Here is a 14,508-nt window from a genome sequence, read left to right on the forward strand (position 1 = left end):
ACACACCGCTCTCGGGTCGTCGTCACAGGTCGGAGGGGATGCGAGGTGGGCGGTCCAGGGTGTGGGGCAGCTCGTGGACCAGGCGGGAGAGGGCCTCCAGGAACCCGTTGACCTCCCCGGTGGCCAGGCGCAGTTCGGTGAGGATCTGGCGCCGTGTGCCGTCGTCGTGGTCGGGTCCGGGGAGGTCGGAGAGCTGGTTGAAGCGTTTGACCCAGTTGCGCTCGAACATGGTGTAGGCACCGCGCCCCAGGCTCTCTGCGGCGTCGTTCATGCTGACGACGCTGTGGGTGTCGAGCCAGTCCAGCCCGGCCTCGTGCACACGCCCGCGGGTGGCCAGGACCTCGCGCCACTCCACCTGCACGACGCGTACGTACATGCGCGAGGCGCGGCGGGTCCCGGATCAGCGGCGCCCGACCCAGCGCCAGGCGTCGTTGCGTTCCTCCAGGAGCCGGTGCAGCTCGTCGGTGTCGGCGGGTGCGTGCAGGGCCGCGTGCAGCGCGCGGGCCAGGGCGGCGTTGCGGGCACGGGTGCTGTGCAGGGCCTCCAGGACGGTGTCGCGGTCTGCGGTGTCGAAGGCGGCGAACACGGCCCGGTGGAAGTCGGCGCCGGCCACGCGGGCGCGCCGCAGCATCTGGCGGCGCAGGTCGGCCTCGGCGCGGGCCTCGGTGAGCCTGCTGTAGACGAGCAGGGCGGCGGGGATCCCGAACGCGAGTCCGGTCAGGCCGGAGACCATGGAGGTCAGGTAGTCCAGCCCCTCCCAGAACCCGGCGGCGTCGCCCCACAGGCCGAGGACGAGCAGGACGGTGCCCGCCGCGACCGACGCGGCCGAGGACCGGCGCAGCCAGGGCGGGGTGTCGGACCAGAAGGCCCACACCGCCCGGCGTTCTCGTGCACTCACCCCGCCATTGTGGTTGCGGGGGCGCGCACGGGGAGGAAGGCGGGACACGGGTGTCGCACGCGGAACGGGGTTCCCCGCGGTGTCGGAGCCCACACCGCGCACCACGGACGTCATGTCCCGGCAACACGCGGGGGCGGCGTGTGTAACACGACGGTAGTTGCCTGTGCGCGGCGCTCGACAGCACCATGTCGGTGACCGCCCGCGGCGCGACGGGCAGGAACACCGACGGCCCCACGGCACACAGAACCGGAAGGTCCCCCATGAAGTTCCCCAAGGGCGCCCGGGGTGAGAGCCCCGCGCCGGACGGCCCGGCCGCCCGCCCCGAGGACGCACGTCCCCCTGCGCGCTGGATGTTCACCTACGGGCTCCAGCACATCCTGGCGATGTACGCGGGTGTGATCACCCCGCCGATCATCATCGCCGAGGCGGTCGGCCTCGACGGCGGCGAGACCGCCATGCTCATCAGCGCCGCGCTGCTGGTCAGCGGCCTGGCGACCCTGTTGCAGACCCTGGGCGTGTGGCGTTTCGGCGCCCAGCTGCCCCTGGTCATCGGCACCTCGTTCGTGCCGGTGAGCGCGATGACGGGCATCGGGCAGAGCAGCGGCCTGCCCGCGGTGTTCGGTGCGGCGATCGCGGCGGGGGTGTTCGGGCTGATCGCCGTCCCGTTCGTGGCGTCGCTGATCCGCTTCTTCCCCCCGCTGGTCACCGGCACCGTCATCACCGTGATCGGCGTGACTCTGCTGCCGGTCGCGGTGGGGTGGATCCAGGACGACCCGGAATCGGGCGCGCCCAGCACCCCCGCTCTGGCCATGGCCGGCGGCACGCTGCTGATCATCCTGATCCTGAGCAAGGTCCTGCCCGGTGTGTGGAGCCGGATGGCGATCCTCATCGGCCTGGTCCTGGGCACCCTCGGCGCGGCCGCGTTCGGGCAGGTCGACCCGTCCGAGGTGGGCCAGGGCCCGGTCGTCTCGGTGGGGCAACCCTTCTACTTCGGCGCCCCCGAGTTCCAGGTCGCGGCGATCGTGACCATGTGTGTGGTCATGATCGTGATCCTGGCCGAGGGGGTGGCCGACATCCTGGCGGTGGGCCAGGTCGTGGGCACGAAGGTGGACGGGCGCCGCCTGGCCGACGGGTTGCGGGCGGACGCGGCCACCGCCGTGGTGGGCCCCTTCCTCAACTCCTTCCCCGGCAGCACGTTCAGCCAGAACGTCGGCCTCATCGCGCTCAACAAGGTGCGCAGCCGCCACGTCGTCGCCACGGGCGGCGGGATCCTGGTCGCGATGGGCCTGTTCCCGTACCTGGGCCAGATCGTGGCGATGATCCCGTCCCCGGTGCTGGGCGGGGCCGGGCTGGTGCTGTTCGGGTCGGTGGCCGCGGCGGGGATCCGCACCCTGTCGGAGGTCGACTACGACGGCAACCACAACCTCATGATCGTGGCCGTGTCGATGGCCTTCGGTGTGCTGCCGATCGCCGCGCCGGACTTCTTCACCGCCTTCCCCGAGTGGGCGGAGATGATCCTGCACTCGGGCATCGTCACGGCGGCGGTGAGCGCGCTGCTGCTCAACGCGTTCTTCAACATGTGGGGGTCCTCGGCCGACCACACGGGCGGCCCGGGTCCGGGCGAGAGCTCGGCCCCGGACGGCCGACGCCGGGAGTGACCCGCTCCCCGTTCCTCCGCGGGCCGTCCTCTTCCGGGGCGGCCCGCGGCGTGTGTCCGTCCGGTCGGCGCGCCGTTCCCATCAGTCGGGAACGGGCAGGGCGAGGTCGACCATCGCCGAGCACTCGGCCAGGCACCCGCCCAGGCGCAGTTCGCCGCCGGGCTCGGCGCCGGGGAAGATGAAGGCCGCGTGGGTCCCGCTCCCGGCGTCGAGTTCGTAGCGGCCCACGGACACGGCCGCGGGCTCCTCGGTCTCCGAACCCTCGGGCACGTAGACGGCGCCGTCGAGGTCGAGGCTGACGTCGTCGACCGTGGTGAGGTCGGCGGTGACCACGAGGGTCCCGTCCTCGACCGTGCGGTGGGCGCTCAGGAACGTGGCGTGCACACCTTCGGAGTCGTCGGTGGCCTCGTCGTCCTCCGACAGGTACGGGCCCGGGTCGGTACCGTCCACGCGCAGGTCGGCCAGGCGGCCGTCGTTCTCGGTGAAGTGCTCGTGCACGGCGCAGACGGGGTGCGTGCCGGGTTCGCGGGTGCGGCGGACCTCGTGCGCCCCGTCGACGCTGTGCACCTCGGCGTCGGGCAGCGGGGTCCCGGCGTCCACCCAGGCCTGGGCGAAACCGGCGTGGTGGCGCAGGTAGGCGTGGGCGGCCGAGCCCTCCTCGGCCAGGTCGAGGCCCTCGCGCATGCGGTCGGGGTCGGACGTGGCGGCCAGCGCGGTCACGTAGTCGCGGACGAGCGTGTCCGAGGCGTCCTGCTGGGCCGCGCCCCCGGGCGGCGGCTCCTCACCCTCACTGCCCCGGTGGGCGTCGGTGGCGGCGTCCCCTTCGGGGGCCGGCGCGGTGCGTTCGCCGGTCTCCTCCCCGTTCGGTGCGGGCAGGATCTCCTCCGCGTCGGGGAGCTCGCACCCGGCCGCCGCCAGCAGTGCCAGGACTGCGGCTGCGGTGGACACTCGTGCGGAGAACATCGGCCTCTCCCGTGGGTCCCGCTGGTCCGGGATTCACACGATAGGGCCGGGATGCGTCAAGGGAGAGCCTTGATGCCCCAAGTCTTGTTTGTGCACGGTGGGGCGCCCCGACGTCCGGCGTCCCACCGCGGGGCGGGTCAGGGCCGCAGCAGCACCGGCAGTTCCTTGAGGCTGTTGACCGACAGGGCCGTGGAGACCTCGAGCTCCGCGTCGGGAACGGCCAACCGCAGGTCGGGGAAGCGTTCGAAGAGCTTGGGCAGGATGATGCCCGCCTCGAGCCGGGAGAGCGGTGCGCCCGGGCAGATGTGCGGCCCGTACCCGAACGTGACGTGCCGCCCGCGCGCACGCCCGGGATCGAACACGTCCGCGTCGTCCCCGAACTCCGCGGGGTCCTTGGCCGAGGCACCGTAGTGGGTGAAGAGGGCCTCCCCCTTCTCGATCGTCACCCCGCACAGTTCGACGTCCTCGGCCGCGAACCGGAACAGCACGAGGTTGTTGGGTGCGTCGAAGCGCAGGGTCTCCTCGACGACCTGCTCCCACGTGTACTCGCCCCGGCGCAGCTTCTCGTGCTCCGCGGGGTGGGCCAGCAGCGCCCGGACCACGTTGTTGAGCAGGTTGACGGTGGTCTCGTGGCCCGCCGCGACCACGGTGATGAGGGTGGTGACGACCTCTTCGTCGGTGAGGGGCTGCTCGCCCTCCTCCGAGGCGCGGATCAGGTCCGTGGTGAAGTCGTCGGCGCCGGGTTCGGCGCGCTTGCGAGCCACCAGCTCGGTGAAGAACCGGTGGAGGTCGGCGAGGATCTGCAGGTGCTCGCCCTCGGCGGTCGTCCCGGAGAACAGCCGGGAGTACATGTCGCCGAGCTTCTCGTACTCGTTGCCCTCGACCCCGTACAGCTCCCCGATCACGGTCATGGGCACCTTGAAGGTGAACTCCGCGCGCAGGTCCAGGGGCTCGGTGGCCCGGGGTTCGAGCCCTTCCAGGGCCCGGTCGGTGATGCGTTCGATGTGCGGACGCAGCCGCTCGACCCGGCGCGCGGAGAAGGGGCTCGAGGTGAGCTTGCGCATGCGGCGGTGGGGAGGCCCGTCGAGCGCGAGCATGTTGGAGTCGTCGCGCGGGATGGTCCCCATGAGCGGCCAGGACTCGGAGACCGCTCCGTTCTGGAAGTCGGCCCAGTGGTCGGTGCTCCGTACCAGCCGGGGGTCGTTGAGGGCGGCCTTGGTGGCCTCGTGGTGCGTGGTGGCCCAGGCCCGCACCCCGCCGGGCAGCTCGACCCGCACGACGGGTCCCTCGGCGAGCAGGCGTGCGCGGTCGGCCTGGACGTCCTCCGGGATCGCGTGGATGAGCGGGAGCCCGTCGGGGGTGTGCATGGGGCAGGACATCAGAACGCTCCTGGTGGAGAGGTGGGGGTGAAGGTGACCGGCAGGGACGCGACGCCCCGCACCCAGGGGGAGGGACGCCAGCGCACCTGGTCGGGGGCGATGGCCAGTTCCAGGTCCGGCAGCCGGTCGAGCAGGACCTCGATGCCGGTGACGGCGATGGTCTCGGCCAGGGTGCGGGCCATGTAGGGGCAGGAGTGTTCCCCGTGGGCGAAGGACAGGTGGGCGTGGTTGGTGCTGTCGCCGTGCCCCCGGACCACCGGGTCCTGGTTGGCCGCGGCGTACCCCATCAGCAGCAGATCGCCGGCGCGGACGTGGTGGTGCCCCAGGACGACGTCGTGGACTGGGAAACGGCCGGCGACGATCTGCGACGGGGAGTCCTCCCACAGGACCTCGGAGAGGGCGTCGCGCACACTGCTGCGCGCCCCCGACAAGGAGGCCGAGAAGCGCTCGTCGGTGAGCATGAGCCGCAGGGCGTTGCCGATCCACTCGCCCGTGGGCTGGTCCCCGCCGCCCAGGACGGCGACGAGCTCGGCCACGAGGTCCTCGTCGCCGTGGCCGATGGGGTCGGCGATGAGGCGGGAGACGACGTCGGGTCCGGGTCGGGCCCTGCGCTCGGCGATCAGGGCGTGCACGCCGGCCGCGATCTTCTCGTGGGCCCGGAGCGCTTCGGCCCCGGTCGCGTCGAAGACGGCGGTCATCTGCGCGGCGAGCTCCTCCGCACGGGGTCCGTCGAGCCCGTACATCCAGCCCAGGACCAGCATCGGCAGCCGCGCGGCGTACTCGGCGCGCAGGTCGGCCCGGCCGGCGGTGCAGAAACCATCGATCAGGCGGTCGCAGATGCGTGTGGTGACGGCCTGCACCTCGTGGGGGTCGGCGCCGTCGAGTGCGTCGTTGACCGCCTTGGTCCGGCGCCGGTGCTCCTCGCCCTCGGCCGAGAGCAGGTTGGGCAGCGGAACCAGGACGGGGTTGAGCGGCCAGTCCGGGGGCACCCCGCCCCAGCCGTTCCACCGGCGCGAGCTGCGCGCGAACACCGCGGGGTTGCTCAGCACGTGGTGCAGTTCCCGGTACCCGATCACCAGCCACGCCGGGACCCCGCCGGCCGCGAGGACCGGGACGACGGGCCCGTGCTCGGCGCGCATCCAGGCGTAGAAACCCGGCGGGTCGGAGACGAACCGCGGGTCCGACAGGGGCACGGGAGCAACAGCAGGCACGGGCGTCCTCACTGGGGGGCGGGGGCGGTGAGGAGGCCGGGCCCGCGCGGCGGGCCCGGCCGGGCGTCAGGGCCGCAGCAGCACCGGCAGCCCCTTGAGGCTGTTGACGACGATGGAGGGGTGGTTCTCCAGCTCGGCGTCGGGCACGGCCAGGCGCATGTCGGGGAAGCGTTCGAAGAGCTTCGGCAGGGCGATCTGCCCCTCCATCCGCGCCAGGTGGGAACCCGGGCACACGTGCGGCCCGAACCCGAAGGAGATGTGGCGCCCGCGGTCGCGGGTCAGGTCGAAGGTGTCGGGGTGCGGCTCGGTGCCGTGTTCGTCCCGGTCGCGGCTGATCGCCCCGTAGGAGACCATCAGGGCCTGGCCCTTCTCGATGGTCACGCCCCCGGCCTCGACGTCCTCGGCGGCGAAGCGGAAGACGAAGTTGGACGTGGGCGGGTCGAAGCGCAGGGTCTCCTCCACCACCGTGTCCCAGCCGACCTCGCCCTTCTTGACCAGGTCGAACTGCTCGGGGTGGGTGAGCAGGGCGCGCACGGCGTTGGTGATGAGGTTGACCGTGGTCTCGTGCCCGGCGGCGACCACGACCTGCAGGGTCCCGCGGATCTCCAGGTCGGTGAGGGCGTCGCCGTTCTCTCCGGCGTTGATGAGGTCCGTGGTGAGGTCGTCGCCCGGGGCCGCGCGCTTGGCGGCGATCATGTCGTCGTAGTAGCGCTCCAGCGTCGCGTAGACCTCCATGAACTCCTCCGGCGAGGTCACGGAGCTGAAGAACTTCACGTACATGTCGCGCAGGTAGGCGTGCTCGGAGCTGTCCACACCGTAGAGCTCGCCGATCACGTTCATGGGGAGTTTGAAGGCGAACTCCGACTTCAGGTCCAGGACCTGGCCGGCGCGGTCCTCCAGGGCGTCGAGCAGGTCCTTGGTGAGCTGCTCGACGCGGGGGCGGATCCGCTCGGTGCTGCGGGCGGAGAACGCCTTGGCGGTGAGTTCGCGCAGGCGCCGGTGCTCGGGGCCGTCGGCGCCCAGGAGGTTGGTGGGGGTCGGGGGGATGGTGCTGAGCAGCGGCCAACCCTCGGGGATACGGCCCTGCTGCAGGTCGTCCCAGTGTGCGACGTCCTTGACCATCCGGCGGTCGGTGAGCAGGTCCCTGGCGAGACCGTGGTGGGTGACGGCCCAGGCGGTCACCCCGTCGGGGAGCTCGACGCGGGTGATGGGGCCCGCCGCGTGCAGTTCCTCGCGCTCGGAACGCAGGTCGCGGACGTAGGGGTCGAGGGTGACGGTTCCACCGGGGCCGTGATCGACGGGGCAGGGCATCAGGAGTCTCCTCGGGGGGATACGGGGGTGAAGGTGACGGGGAGGGACGAGACGCCACGCACCCAGGGAGAGGGGCGCCAGCGCAGTTCGCGGGGTGCGACGGCGAGTTCGGCGTCGGGCAGCCGGTCCAGCAGGATCTCGACGGCGGTGGCGGCGACCGTCTCGGCGATGTCCTGCGCGGGGAAGGGGCACCGGTGCGCGCCGTGGGAGAAGGACAGGTGTGCGTTGTTGCCCTCGGCCGGGACCCCCGCGCGCACGGACGGGTCCTGGTTGGCGCCCGAGAGGCCCAGCAGCACCATGTCGCCCCGGCCGATCCGCCGTCCGCCCAGTTCGGTGTCGTGCACAGCGAACCGTCCGGCGTGGATCTGGGTGGGGGTGTCCTCCCACAGGACCTCGTTGAGCGCGGCGCGCACGCTGCTGCGCGCGCCCGCGAAGGAGGCGGAGAAGCGCTCGTCGGTGAGCATGAGCCGCAGGGCGTTGCCGATCCACTCGCCCGTGGGCTGGTTGCCGCCGCCCAGGACCACAATGAGTTCGGCGGTGAGTTCGTCGTCGGTGTAGCCGGCGGGGTGGGCCAGCAGCCGCGAGACCGCGTCGGGGCCGGGTGCGGCGCGGCGTTCGGCGACCAGGTGGGCCATGCGGGCCATGAGTTCGCGCTGGGCGGCCATGGNTGCCGCCGCCCAGGACCACAATGAGTTCGGCGGTGAGTTCGTCGTCGGTGTAGCCGGCGGGGTGGGCCAGCAGCCGCGAGACCGCGTCGGGGCCGGGTGCGGCGCGGCGTTCGGCGACCAGGTGGGCCATGCGGGCCATGAGTTCGCGCTGGGCGGCCATGGCGTCTGGGCCGCCGTCGATCATGGCGGTCATGATCCGGGCCAGTTCGTCGCCCCGGCGGTCCTCGAGCCCGTAGATCCACGCCAGCACCAGCGCGGGGATCCGGGCCGTGTAGGCGGTGCGCAGGTCCACGCTGCCCGAACCGCAGAAGCTGTCGATGAGCCGGTCAGCCATGCGCACGGTGACGGCCCTGAGCTCGTGCGGGTCCACGGCCGAAAGCGCGTCGGTGATGGCACGGGAGCGGCGCAGGTGCTCCTCCCCCTCGGTGTAGAGCACGGTGGGCAGCTGCATGACCATGGGCAGCAGCGGCCAGTCGGCCGGAACCCGGTCCCAGGCGTTCCAGCGGGCGGAGCTGCGCGCGAACACCGACGGGGTGTTGAGCACGTGGTGCAGTTCGCGGTAGCCGATGACCAGCCACGCGGGCACATCGGCGTCCATGAGCACCGGGACGACGGGGCCGTGTTCGGCGCGCATCTTCTCGAGGTGGCCCGCGGGGTCCGTGGTGTGTTCGGGGCCGCGCAGGCGGACGGGGCAGACGTTCACGTCGCGCTCCTCTGCGTCGGGGCCGAGGGTACGACCAGGGACTGCACGTGCTCGACGAGGGTGATGAGGACCTGTTTGGCGGAGGCGCGCTCACGGGCGTCGCACCGCACGAGCGGCACCCCGGGGTCCAGGTCCAGTGCGGCGCGCACGTCCTCCAGGGCGTGCTCGCCACCGAAGTCGTTGTGGGCGACGACGAAGGGCGTGCCCTGTTGTTCGAGGCGGTCGATGGCGTACCAGGAGTCCTCGATGCGGCGGGTGTCGACCAGGATCACGGCGCCGAGCGAGCCGGTGAAGAGGCGGTCCCACAGGAACCAGAACCGTTCCTGGCCCGGGGCGCCGAACAGGTACAGCACGGAGGTGGCGTCCAGGGTGATGCGGCCGAAGTCGAAGGCGACGGTGGTGGAGTGCTTGTACTCGACCCCGGCGAGGTCGTCGACACCCCCGCCGGCGCGGGTCATGGTCTCCTCGGTGTCGAGCGGCCGGATCTCGCTGACCGAGCGCACCAGGGTGGTCTTTCCGACGCCGAAACCGCCGACGACGGCGATCTTGAGCGCTTGGGAGGCGGTCGGGGGCAGGGCGACGCCGTGAGGGGCGGTCTCAGAGGTTGTGGAGTGCAACGAGCACCTTCTCCAGCACGTCCGGGGAAGCGAAGGGGTGGGACTGCGAGGGCGCGGGCGCGGGGTGGCGTGCGGTGACCTGCCCGGTGTCGATGAGGTCGGTGAGCAGGATCCGCACGACCGTGACGGGCAGCCGCAGGTGCGCCGCGACCTCGACGACGGCGGTGGGGGTCCGGCACAGGCGCAGGATCGCCGCGTGTTCGGACTGCAGGCCCGGGGCGGGGGCGTTCTCGGCGACGACGAGGGTCACGGCGTCGAGCGCGTCGTCGGCTCCCCGGCTCCGGCCTCCGGTGATGACGTGGAGGCGGTCGGGGCTCTCGTCGCGGTGGGACCGGCTCACGAGGCACCCGTGGCCTGGCGCGGCGGGGTGGTCAGGTACTCGCCCATCTGCTCGACGAGTTCGTTCATGTTGTGCCCGACCAGGCCGGGGTCGGCCTGCTCGGAGGTGAGCACGGCCAGGTGGGCGCCGGCGCCGGCCTCGACGATGAAGAGGAGCCCGCCGTAGAACTCGGTCATCGCCTGGCGCACGCCCCCGCCGCCGTTGCCGAACTCGATGGACGCGCTCTGCGACAGGCTCTGGAGCCCGGCGGCGATGGCGGAGAGGTGGTCGGCGCTGTCCCGGGTCAGCCCGGAGGTGTGGCAGAGCTTGAGGCCGTCCCTCGACAGGACCAGCGCGTGGCGGGTGCCGGGGGTGCGTTCCAGGAGGCCTTCGAGGAGCCAGGTGAGCTTGTCGAGGTCCATCATCCGTCCTTCGGTGTTCCGGTCGGTTCCTGCCCGCGAACGGCGGAGCGGAAGGCCCCGAAGCCCTTGGACGAGGTCGCGGGGCCGGAGGTGGCCGGTCCGGGTTCGGGCCGTTGGGTGGCTGCGAGGGTCTGTCCGCGCCTGCGCATGGGCAGGCCGCTGGAGTGGCGCGGAAGGGTGTCGGGCTCCTCGGCGGCGGAGCGACCGGCCGGTGCGGGCCCGGGTTCCGCGGGTGCGGCGGGCAGCGCCTGGGTGGCCGGCGCGGGTGGCGGCGCGGTGCCCTGCGCAGGGCTCGGCGCCGGCGTCGGTGTGCCCTGCCCCGGCACGGGACCGGTGCCCGGAACGCTGCCCCGCGTGGGTGCGGCACCCGGCGCGTTCCCCGGCGCCTGCGGCAGACCGGACACGGGCGCACCACCGGTGACGGGCCCGGGGGCGAGGGGTTTGACGAGGGTGCGCGGCAGCAGGACCACGACCGCGGTGCCCCCGCGCGAGGAGGGGCGGAAGGAGACCGACAGGTCGTAGCGGTGGGCGATGAGCCCCACCACGGACAGCCCGAGACGGGTCCCGGAGATCTCCCCGATGTCCGCGCCCCGGCCGACGGTCGCGCGGGCCCGGTTCAGGGCCTCCTCCCCCATGACGAGCCCGCCGTCCTCGACCATCACGGCGAGCCCGGCCTGGACCTCCTCCACGTGCACGTGGACCTCGGAGGTGGGCGGGGAGAACTTCGCGGCGTTGTCGAGGACCTCGGCGAGCGCGTGGATGATGCCCTCGGCGGCGAACCCGGCGATGGCCTGGTCGGGCACGTGGTGCAGGCGCACACGCTGGTAACCGCCGATGCGGCTCATGGCGCCGCGCACGATGCTCTCCATCGGGATGGCCCGGCTCCAGCGGCGGCCGGAGCGGGCCCCGGTGAGCACGGCGATGCTGTCGGCCGTACGGCCGGTGCGGGCGACGCTGTGGTCCAGGTGCATGAGGTCGCCGAGCACGTCGGCGCCGGCGGTGCCGTCCCCGTGGCTGTCCTGCATCTGCCGCAGGTCGGCGAGCATCGTGGTGGTCATGGCCTGGATCCGCCCTGCCGCGGTGGCGCAGGCGCTGACGGTGGCCGCGCGGCGCCGCTCGGCCCGGGAGATCTCGGTGACGACGAGGTCGAGCACGGCCTGCCCGGCGGGGTGCTCGGCACGGGACAGGGTGTGCATGACCCGTTCGGCGCTCTCGCCCTCGCGCAGTCGGGTGATGACCCGCGGCAGGTCCCGCTCGGCGAGGGTGGCGGCCTGGTCGAAGATGGCGTCGACCCGGCCGTCGAGCTCGCGCACCTTGCGGTCGCGGCGGACCAGCAGTGCGGCGCACACGGTCAACAGGACCACGGTCGCGCCTCCTGCGGCCAGGACGGGCGCCGCCAGGTCCTCGGGGGCCTCCCAGAACACCCACGTCCAGAGCAGGAGTGCGGGCACGGGCAGCAGGAACCACAGGGGTTCGGTGGACCGGGTCGGGGGCGCTCCACGGTCTCGGGGGATTTTGTCGGTCATCTCCAGATCCGGCCACGTCGTCGCTGATGGAACCGCTCGGGGGCGGTCGGGGGGTCCTCGTGCACGAGGGACCGAAAGGGCGCACCGAATTGCATCGGCGCCGCTTTCACCGCACAGCGGCACAACCTACCACTGCGCCACGCGGACGACGATAACGGAAATGCAGACCTTTCCGCCCCACCCACCCCAGGAAAAAGCACACCATTGCGTGCCGGGGAAAGCGTGTGATACTCGCGCACGGACGCACAACCAGGCGGTCCGTTGACACCGATACGCACCGGAGAGGCGCCGCAACCGGAAAGGTTCACGTGCATCCACAAGAACCGCAGGCCACAGAGGCCCCGGGCGAAGTCACCGGAACAACAATGGCAGGAAAACACGAAGACCACCGGGCTGCACCTCGAATTCACCCGCCCCCGGCCGGGCCGTGACCATCGCCTCGCCCCCTGCAGCCCCGGGGCGATGATGAAGCACGAATACGCAGGCCGTACGGTGGGGACACACGGACAGGGGCGCACACCGACGATCGGTCCGTGTCCCGCATCACACCCACACAGCGACACCGAGGCGACGCACGCACCGGGAGGAGACACGGTCCCCCGGTGCATCATGCGCGGTTCGATCTCGGGTCCTCGGGGAATCTTGACGTGGACCGACGCGTTACAACCCCGCGAGAGAGCACGAGCGCCTGGAGGCACCCACACGATGGCCGAGCGAGCACTTCGCGGCACCCGGCTCGGAGCGACGAGCTACGAGAACGACCGCAACACCGACCTGGCTCCCCGGCAGGAGGTCACGTACGACTGCACCCGCGGACACAAGTTCTCGGTCACCTTCGCGACCGAGGCCGAGGTCCCCGTGGAATGGGAGTGCCGGTTCTGCGGCGACCGCGCCCGCAGGCGGGACGGCGAGGGCGAGGAGCCCAAGAACGCCAAGCCGGTGCGTACGCACTGGGACATGCTGCTGGAGCGCCGCAGCATGGAGGACCTCGAGGAGGTCCTGGCCGAACGCCTGGAGGTGCTGCGCGCACGCCGCCGCGAGGAGGCGGCCAAGGTCGAGGAACTGGCCGACCAGCAGTAACACCACCCTCGCAGCAGCGACATCACGGGGCGGCGGACCACGGTCCGCCGCCCCGTCGTCGTGTCCGGGCCGGGCCGGCGCGCGAACGGCCTCAGCGGCCCGGCCCCGCGAAGAGGGTGTTCAGACCTCGGGCTGGAGGCCGTCGGCCCCGAAGGGCTCGCGGGTCTTGCCGACGAGGCTGTTGACCGACTCCAGCACGAGGGTGGGCCGGTAGGGGAACTGCTCGGCCGTTTCGCGCCCGGAGATGCCCGAGAGCACCAGGACCGTCTGCAGGCCGGCCTCGAGCCCGCTGAGCACGTCGGTGTCCATGCGGTCGCCGACCATGACGGTGTTCTCCGAGTGCGCCCCGATACGGCGCAGCGCCGAGCGCATCATGAGCGGGTTGGGCTTGCCCACGAAGTAGGGGCGCCGCCCGGTGGCCTTCTCGATGAGCGCCGCGACCGCCCCGGTGGCCGGGAGCGGGCCCTCGGTGCTGGGACCGGTCGCGTCGGGGTTGGTGGCGATGAACCGCGCACCGTTGCGCACGAGCCGGATCGCGCGTGTGATGGCCTCGAAGCTGTAGGTGCGGGTCTCGCCGAGCACGACGTAGTCGGGGTCGCGGTCGGTCATGACGTAGCCGACGTTGTGCAGGGCCGTGGTCAGACCGGACTCCCCCACGACGTAGGCCGAACCGCCGGGCCGCTGGGTCTGCAGGAACTGCGCGGTCGCCAACGCCGAGGTCCAGATGGACTCCTCGGGGATGTCCAGGCCCGCGTTGAGCAGCCGTGCACGCAGGTCCCGCGGTGTGTAGATGGAGTTGTTGGTCAACACCATGAACGGGGTCTCGTTCTCACGCAGCTCCGTCAGGACCGCGTCGGCGCCGGGGACGAGGTGCTCCTCGCGCACGAGCACGCCGTCCATGTCGAAGAGGTAGTTCCACTCGCTGTCGTTGCTCACGGGACCATTGTGCAGGTACGGGGGGCGCCGGGAACACGTACCCCGCGGTAGTTGAGGCGTCTCACACCGGCGGCCACGGAACGGCGGGCCAGTCGGGGGCCGGGTAGGGGTGGATGCCGTGTTGGATGAGCAGGTCGACCCGGTCGCGCACCGCGTGTGCCTCCGGGCCGGTCAGGTGGCGTTCCAGTGCCGCGGAGACCTCGCTGACCGGGTCGGCGAGCAGACCGTGCAGGCGCATGAGCGCGGTGAGGGCCTCCTCCGTCAGGGGCAGGCCCTGCCACTGCCACAGGACGGTGCGGAGCTTGTAGTCCTCGGCGAAGGAGACGCCGTGGTCGCAGCCGTACAGGTGGCCCGCGGGCGTGGGCAGCAGGTGGCCGATCTTGCGGTCGGTGTTGTTGATGACGGCGTCCAGGACGGCCATGCGCCGGAGCCCGGTGTGGTCGGTGCTGCGGGAGAGTTCCACCAGGTCCACGGTGGTGTCGCCGTGCACCCACAGCTGCACCATGCCCTCGCCGAAGGGGCCGTCCCGGTGCACGGTGGGCGGCACGACCGCCCAGCCCAGGGCCTCGGAGACGGCGAAGGCGGAGACCTCGCGACCGGCCAGGGTGCCGTCGGGGAAGTCCCACAGGGGCCGCTCCCCCGCCACGGGTTTGTACACACACGCGGCCGAGCGGGTGCCGTCGGAGACGGTGCAGTACAGGGTGGCGTTGGAGGCGGCGGCCAGGCGCCCCTCGACGGTGAAGGTGCCCTCGTGGAGCAGGCTCAGGCCCTCGGCGGGGGTGAGGCCGTCGAAGGCGTCGCGGGACCCGCCCGCCAC

The 14,508-nt window shown here is 72.2% G+C and carries 14 protein-coding genes and 1 pseudogene; 2 read left to right on the forward strand and 13 right to left on the reverse strand.

Going from position 1 to position 14,508, the window contains the following annotated elements; translation table 11 throughout:
* Positions 1–22 precede the first annotated feature (22 nt).
* Positions 23–376: a hypothetical protein gene (locus tag IDM40_RS20430; protein ID WP_193123640.1), complete on the reverse strand. Its 354-nt coding sequence runs from the start codon at positions 374–376 to the stop codon at positions 23–25.
* A gap of 24 nt (positions 377–400) precedes the next feature.
* Positions 401–898, reverse strand: coding sequence for a hypothetical protein (locus IDM40_RS20435; protein ID WP_193123641.1), 498 nt, complete (start codon positions 896–898; stop codon positions 401–403).
* Between the two features lie 260 nt (positions 899–1,158).
* On the opposite strand from IDM40_RS20435, the gene IDM40_RS20440 reads away from it, so the two are divergent.
* The gene (locus IDM40_RS20440) at positions 1,159–2,556 is read left to right on the forward strand and encodes a nucleobase:cation symporter-2 family protein (RefSeq protein ID WP_193123642.1); all 1,398 of its coding nucleotides are present in this window, start codon (positions 1,159–1,161) and stop codon (positions 2,554–2,556) included.
* Positions 2,557–2,637: 81 nt separating this feature from the next.
* Here IDM40_RS20440 and IDM40_RS20445 read toward each other — a convergent pair whose 3' ends face one another.
* From IDM40_RS20445 to IDM40_RS20485, 9 genes and pseudogenes are all read right to left on the reverse strand, one after another.
* Positions 2,638–3,519 carry a hypothetical protein gene (locus tag IDM40_RS20445; RefSeq protein ID WP_193123643.1) on the reverse strand — a complete coding sequence of 294 codons (882 nt, stop codon included), beginning with the start codon at positions 3,517–3,519 and terminating at the stop codon, positions 2,638–2,640.
* Between the two features lie 137 nt (positions 3,520–3,656).
* Complete coding sequence (locus IDM40_RS20450; protein ID WP_193123644.1) at positions 3,657–4,898, reverse strand: cytochrome P450 family protein; 1,242 nt, start codon at positions 4,896–4,898, stop codon at positions 3,657–3,659.
* Complete coding sequence (locus IDM40_RS20455) at positions 4,898–6,109, reverse strand: cytochrome P450 (RefSeq protein ID WP_193123645.1); 1,212 nt, start codon at positions 6,107–6,109, stop codon at positions 4,898–4,900. Before IDM40_RS20455 ends, IDM40_RS20450 begins: the two co-directional genes overlap by 1 nt.
* Before the next feature lie 66 nt (positions 6,110–6,175).
* Entirely contained in the window at positions 6,176–7,420 is a 1,245-nt protein-coding gene (locus IDM40_RS20460) for a cytochrome P450 family protein (RefSeq protein WP_193123646.1), read from the reverse strand.
* Positions 7,420–8,791: pseudogene (locus tag IDM40_RS28960) on the reverse strand (cytochrome P450). The gene IDM40_RS20460 and the pseudogene IDM40_RS28960 overlap by 1 nt, the downstream one beginning before the upstream one ends.
* On the reverse strand, positions 8,788–9,408 hold the full coding sequence (locus IDM40_RS20470; RefSeq protein WP_193123647.1) for a GTP-binding protein: 621 nt from the start codon (positions 9,406–9,408) through the stop codon (positions 8,788–8,790). The pseudogene IDM40_RS28960 and the gene IDM40_RS20470 overlap by 4 nt, the downstream one beginning before the upstream one ends.
* Positions 9,389–9,748 carry a DUF742 domain-containing protein gene (locus IDM40_RS20475; RefSeq protein ID WP_193123648.1) on the reverse strand — a complete coding sequence of 120 codons (360 nt, stop codon included), beginning with the start codon at positions 9,746–9,748 and terminating at the stop codon, positions 9,389–9,391. The genes IDM40_RS20470 and IDM40_RS20475 overlap by 20 nt, the downstream gene beginning before the upstream one ends.
* Positions 9,745–10,149, reverse strand: a complete 405-nt coding sequence (locus IDM40_RS20480; RefSeq protein WP_193123649.1) for a roadblock/LC7 domain-containing protein — start codon at positions 10,147–10,149, stop codon at positions 9,745–9,747. Before IDM40_RS20480 ends, IDM40_RS20475 begins: the two co-directional genes overlap by 4 nt.
* Positions 10,149–11,675: a sensor histidine kinase gene (locus IDM40_RS20485; protein WP_193123650.1), complete on the reverse strand. Its 1,527-nt coding sequence runs from the start codon at positions 11,673–11,675 to the stop codon at positions 10,149–10,151. Before IDM40_RS20485 ends, IDM40_RS20480 begins: the two co-directional genes overlap by 1 nt.
* Positions 11,676–12,380: 705 nt before the next feature.
* Here IDM40_RS20485 and IDM40_RS20490 point away from each other — a divergent pair.
* Positions 12,381–12,755 (forward strand): RNA polymerase-binding protein RbpA, encoded by a 375-nt coding sequence (locus IDM40_RS20490; protein WP_193123651.1) that lies wholly within the window; start codon positions 12,381–12,383, stop codon positions 12,753–12,755.
* Positions 12,756–12,875: 120 nt separating this feature from the next.
* Here IDM40_RS20490 and IDM40_RS20495 read toward each other — a convergent pair whose 3' ends face one another.
* Complete coding sequence (locus tag IDM40_RS20495) at positions 12,876–13,655, reverse strand: HAD-IIA family hydrolase (RefSeq protein WP_193123708.1); 780 nt, start codon at positions 13,653–13,655, stop codon at positions 12,876–12,878.
* Between the two features lie 97 nt (positions 13,656–13,752).
* A complete protein-coding gene (locus tag IDM40_RS20500; protein WP_193123709.1) occupies positions 13,753–14,508 on the reverse strand; it encodes an SCO1664 family protein in 756 nt (251 codons plus the stop codon).

The sequence above is a fragment of the Nocardiopsis coralli genome, from assembly GCF_014892575.1.
Taxonomy (GTDB): domain Bacteria; phylum Actinomycetota; class Actinomycetes; order Streptosporangiales; family Streptosporangiaceae; genus Nocardiopsis; species Nocardiopsis coralli.

Coding starts and splice junctions, on each gene's coding strand:
- IDM40_RS20430 (WP_193123640.1), bottom strand. CDS start 376: ATGTACGTACGCGTCGTGCAGGTGGAGTGGCGCGAGGTCCTGGCCACC.
- IDM40_RS20440 (WP_193123642.1), top strand. CDS start 1,159: ATGAAGTTCCCCAAGGGCGCCCGGGGTGAGAGCCCCGCGCCGGACGGC.
- IDM40_RS20445 (WP_193123643.1), bottom strand. CDS start 3,519: ATGTTCTCCGCACGAGTGTCCACCGCAGCCGCAGTCCTGGCACTGCTG.
- IDM40_RS20450 (WP_193123644.1), bottom strand. CDS start 4,898: ATGTCCTGCCCCATGCACACCCCCGACGGGCTCCCGCTCATCCACGCG.
- IDM40_RS20460 (WP_193123646.1), bottom strand. CDS start 7,420: ATGCCCTGCCCCGTCGATCACGGCCCCGGTGGAACCGTCACCCTCGAC.
- IDM40_RS20480 (WP_193123649.1), bottom strand. CDS start 10,149: ATGGACCTCGACAAGCTCACCTGGCTCCTCGAAGGCCTCCTGGAACGC.
- IDM40_RS20485 (WP_193123650.1), bottom strand. CDS start 11,675: ATGACCGACAAAATCCCCCGAGACCGTGGAGCGCCCCCGACCCGGTCC.
- IDM40_RS20490 (WP_193123651.1), top strand. CDS start 12,381: ATGGCCGAGCGAGCACTTCGCGGCACCCGGCTCGGAGCGACGAGCTAC.
- IDM40_RS20495 (WP_193123708.1), bottom strand. CDS start 13,655: ATGGACGGCGTGCTCGTGCGCGAGGAGCACCTCGTCCCCGGCGCCGAC.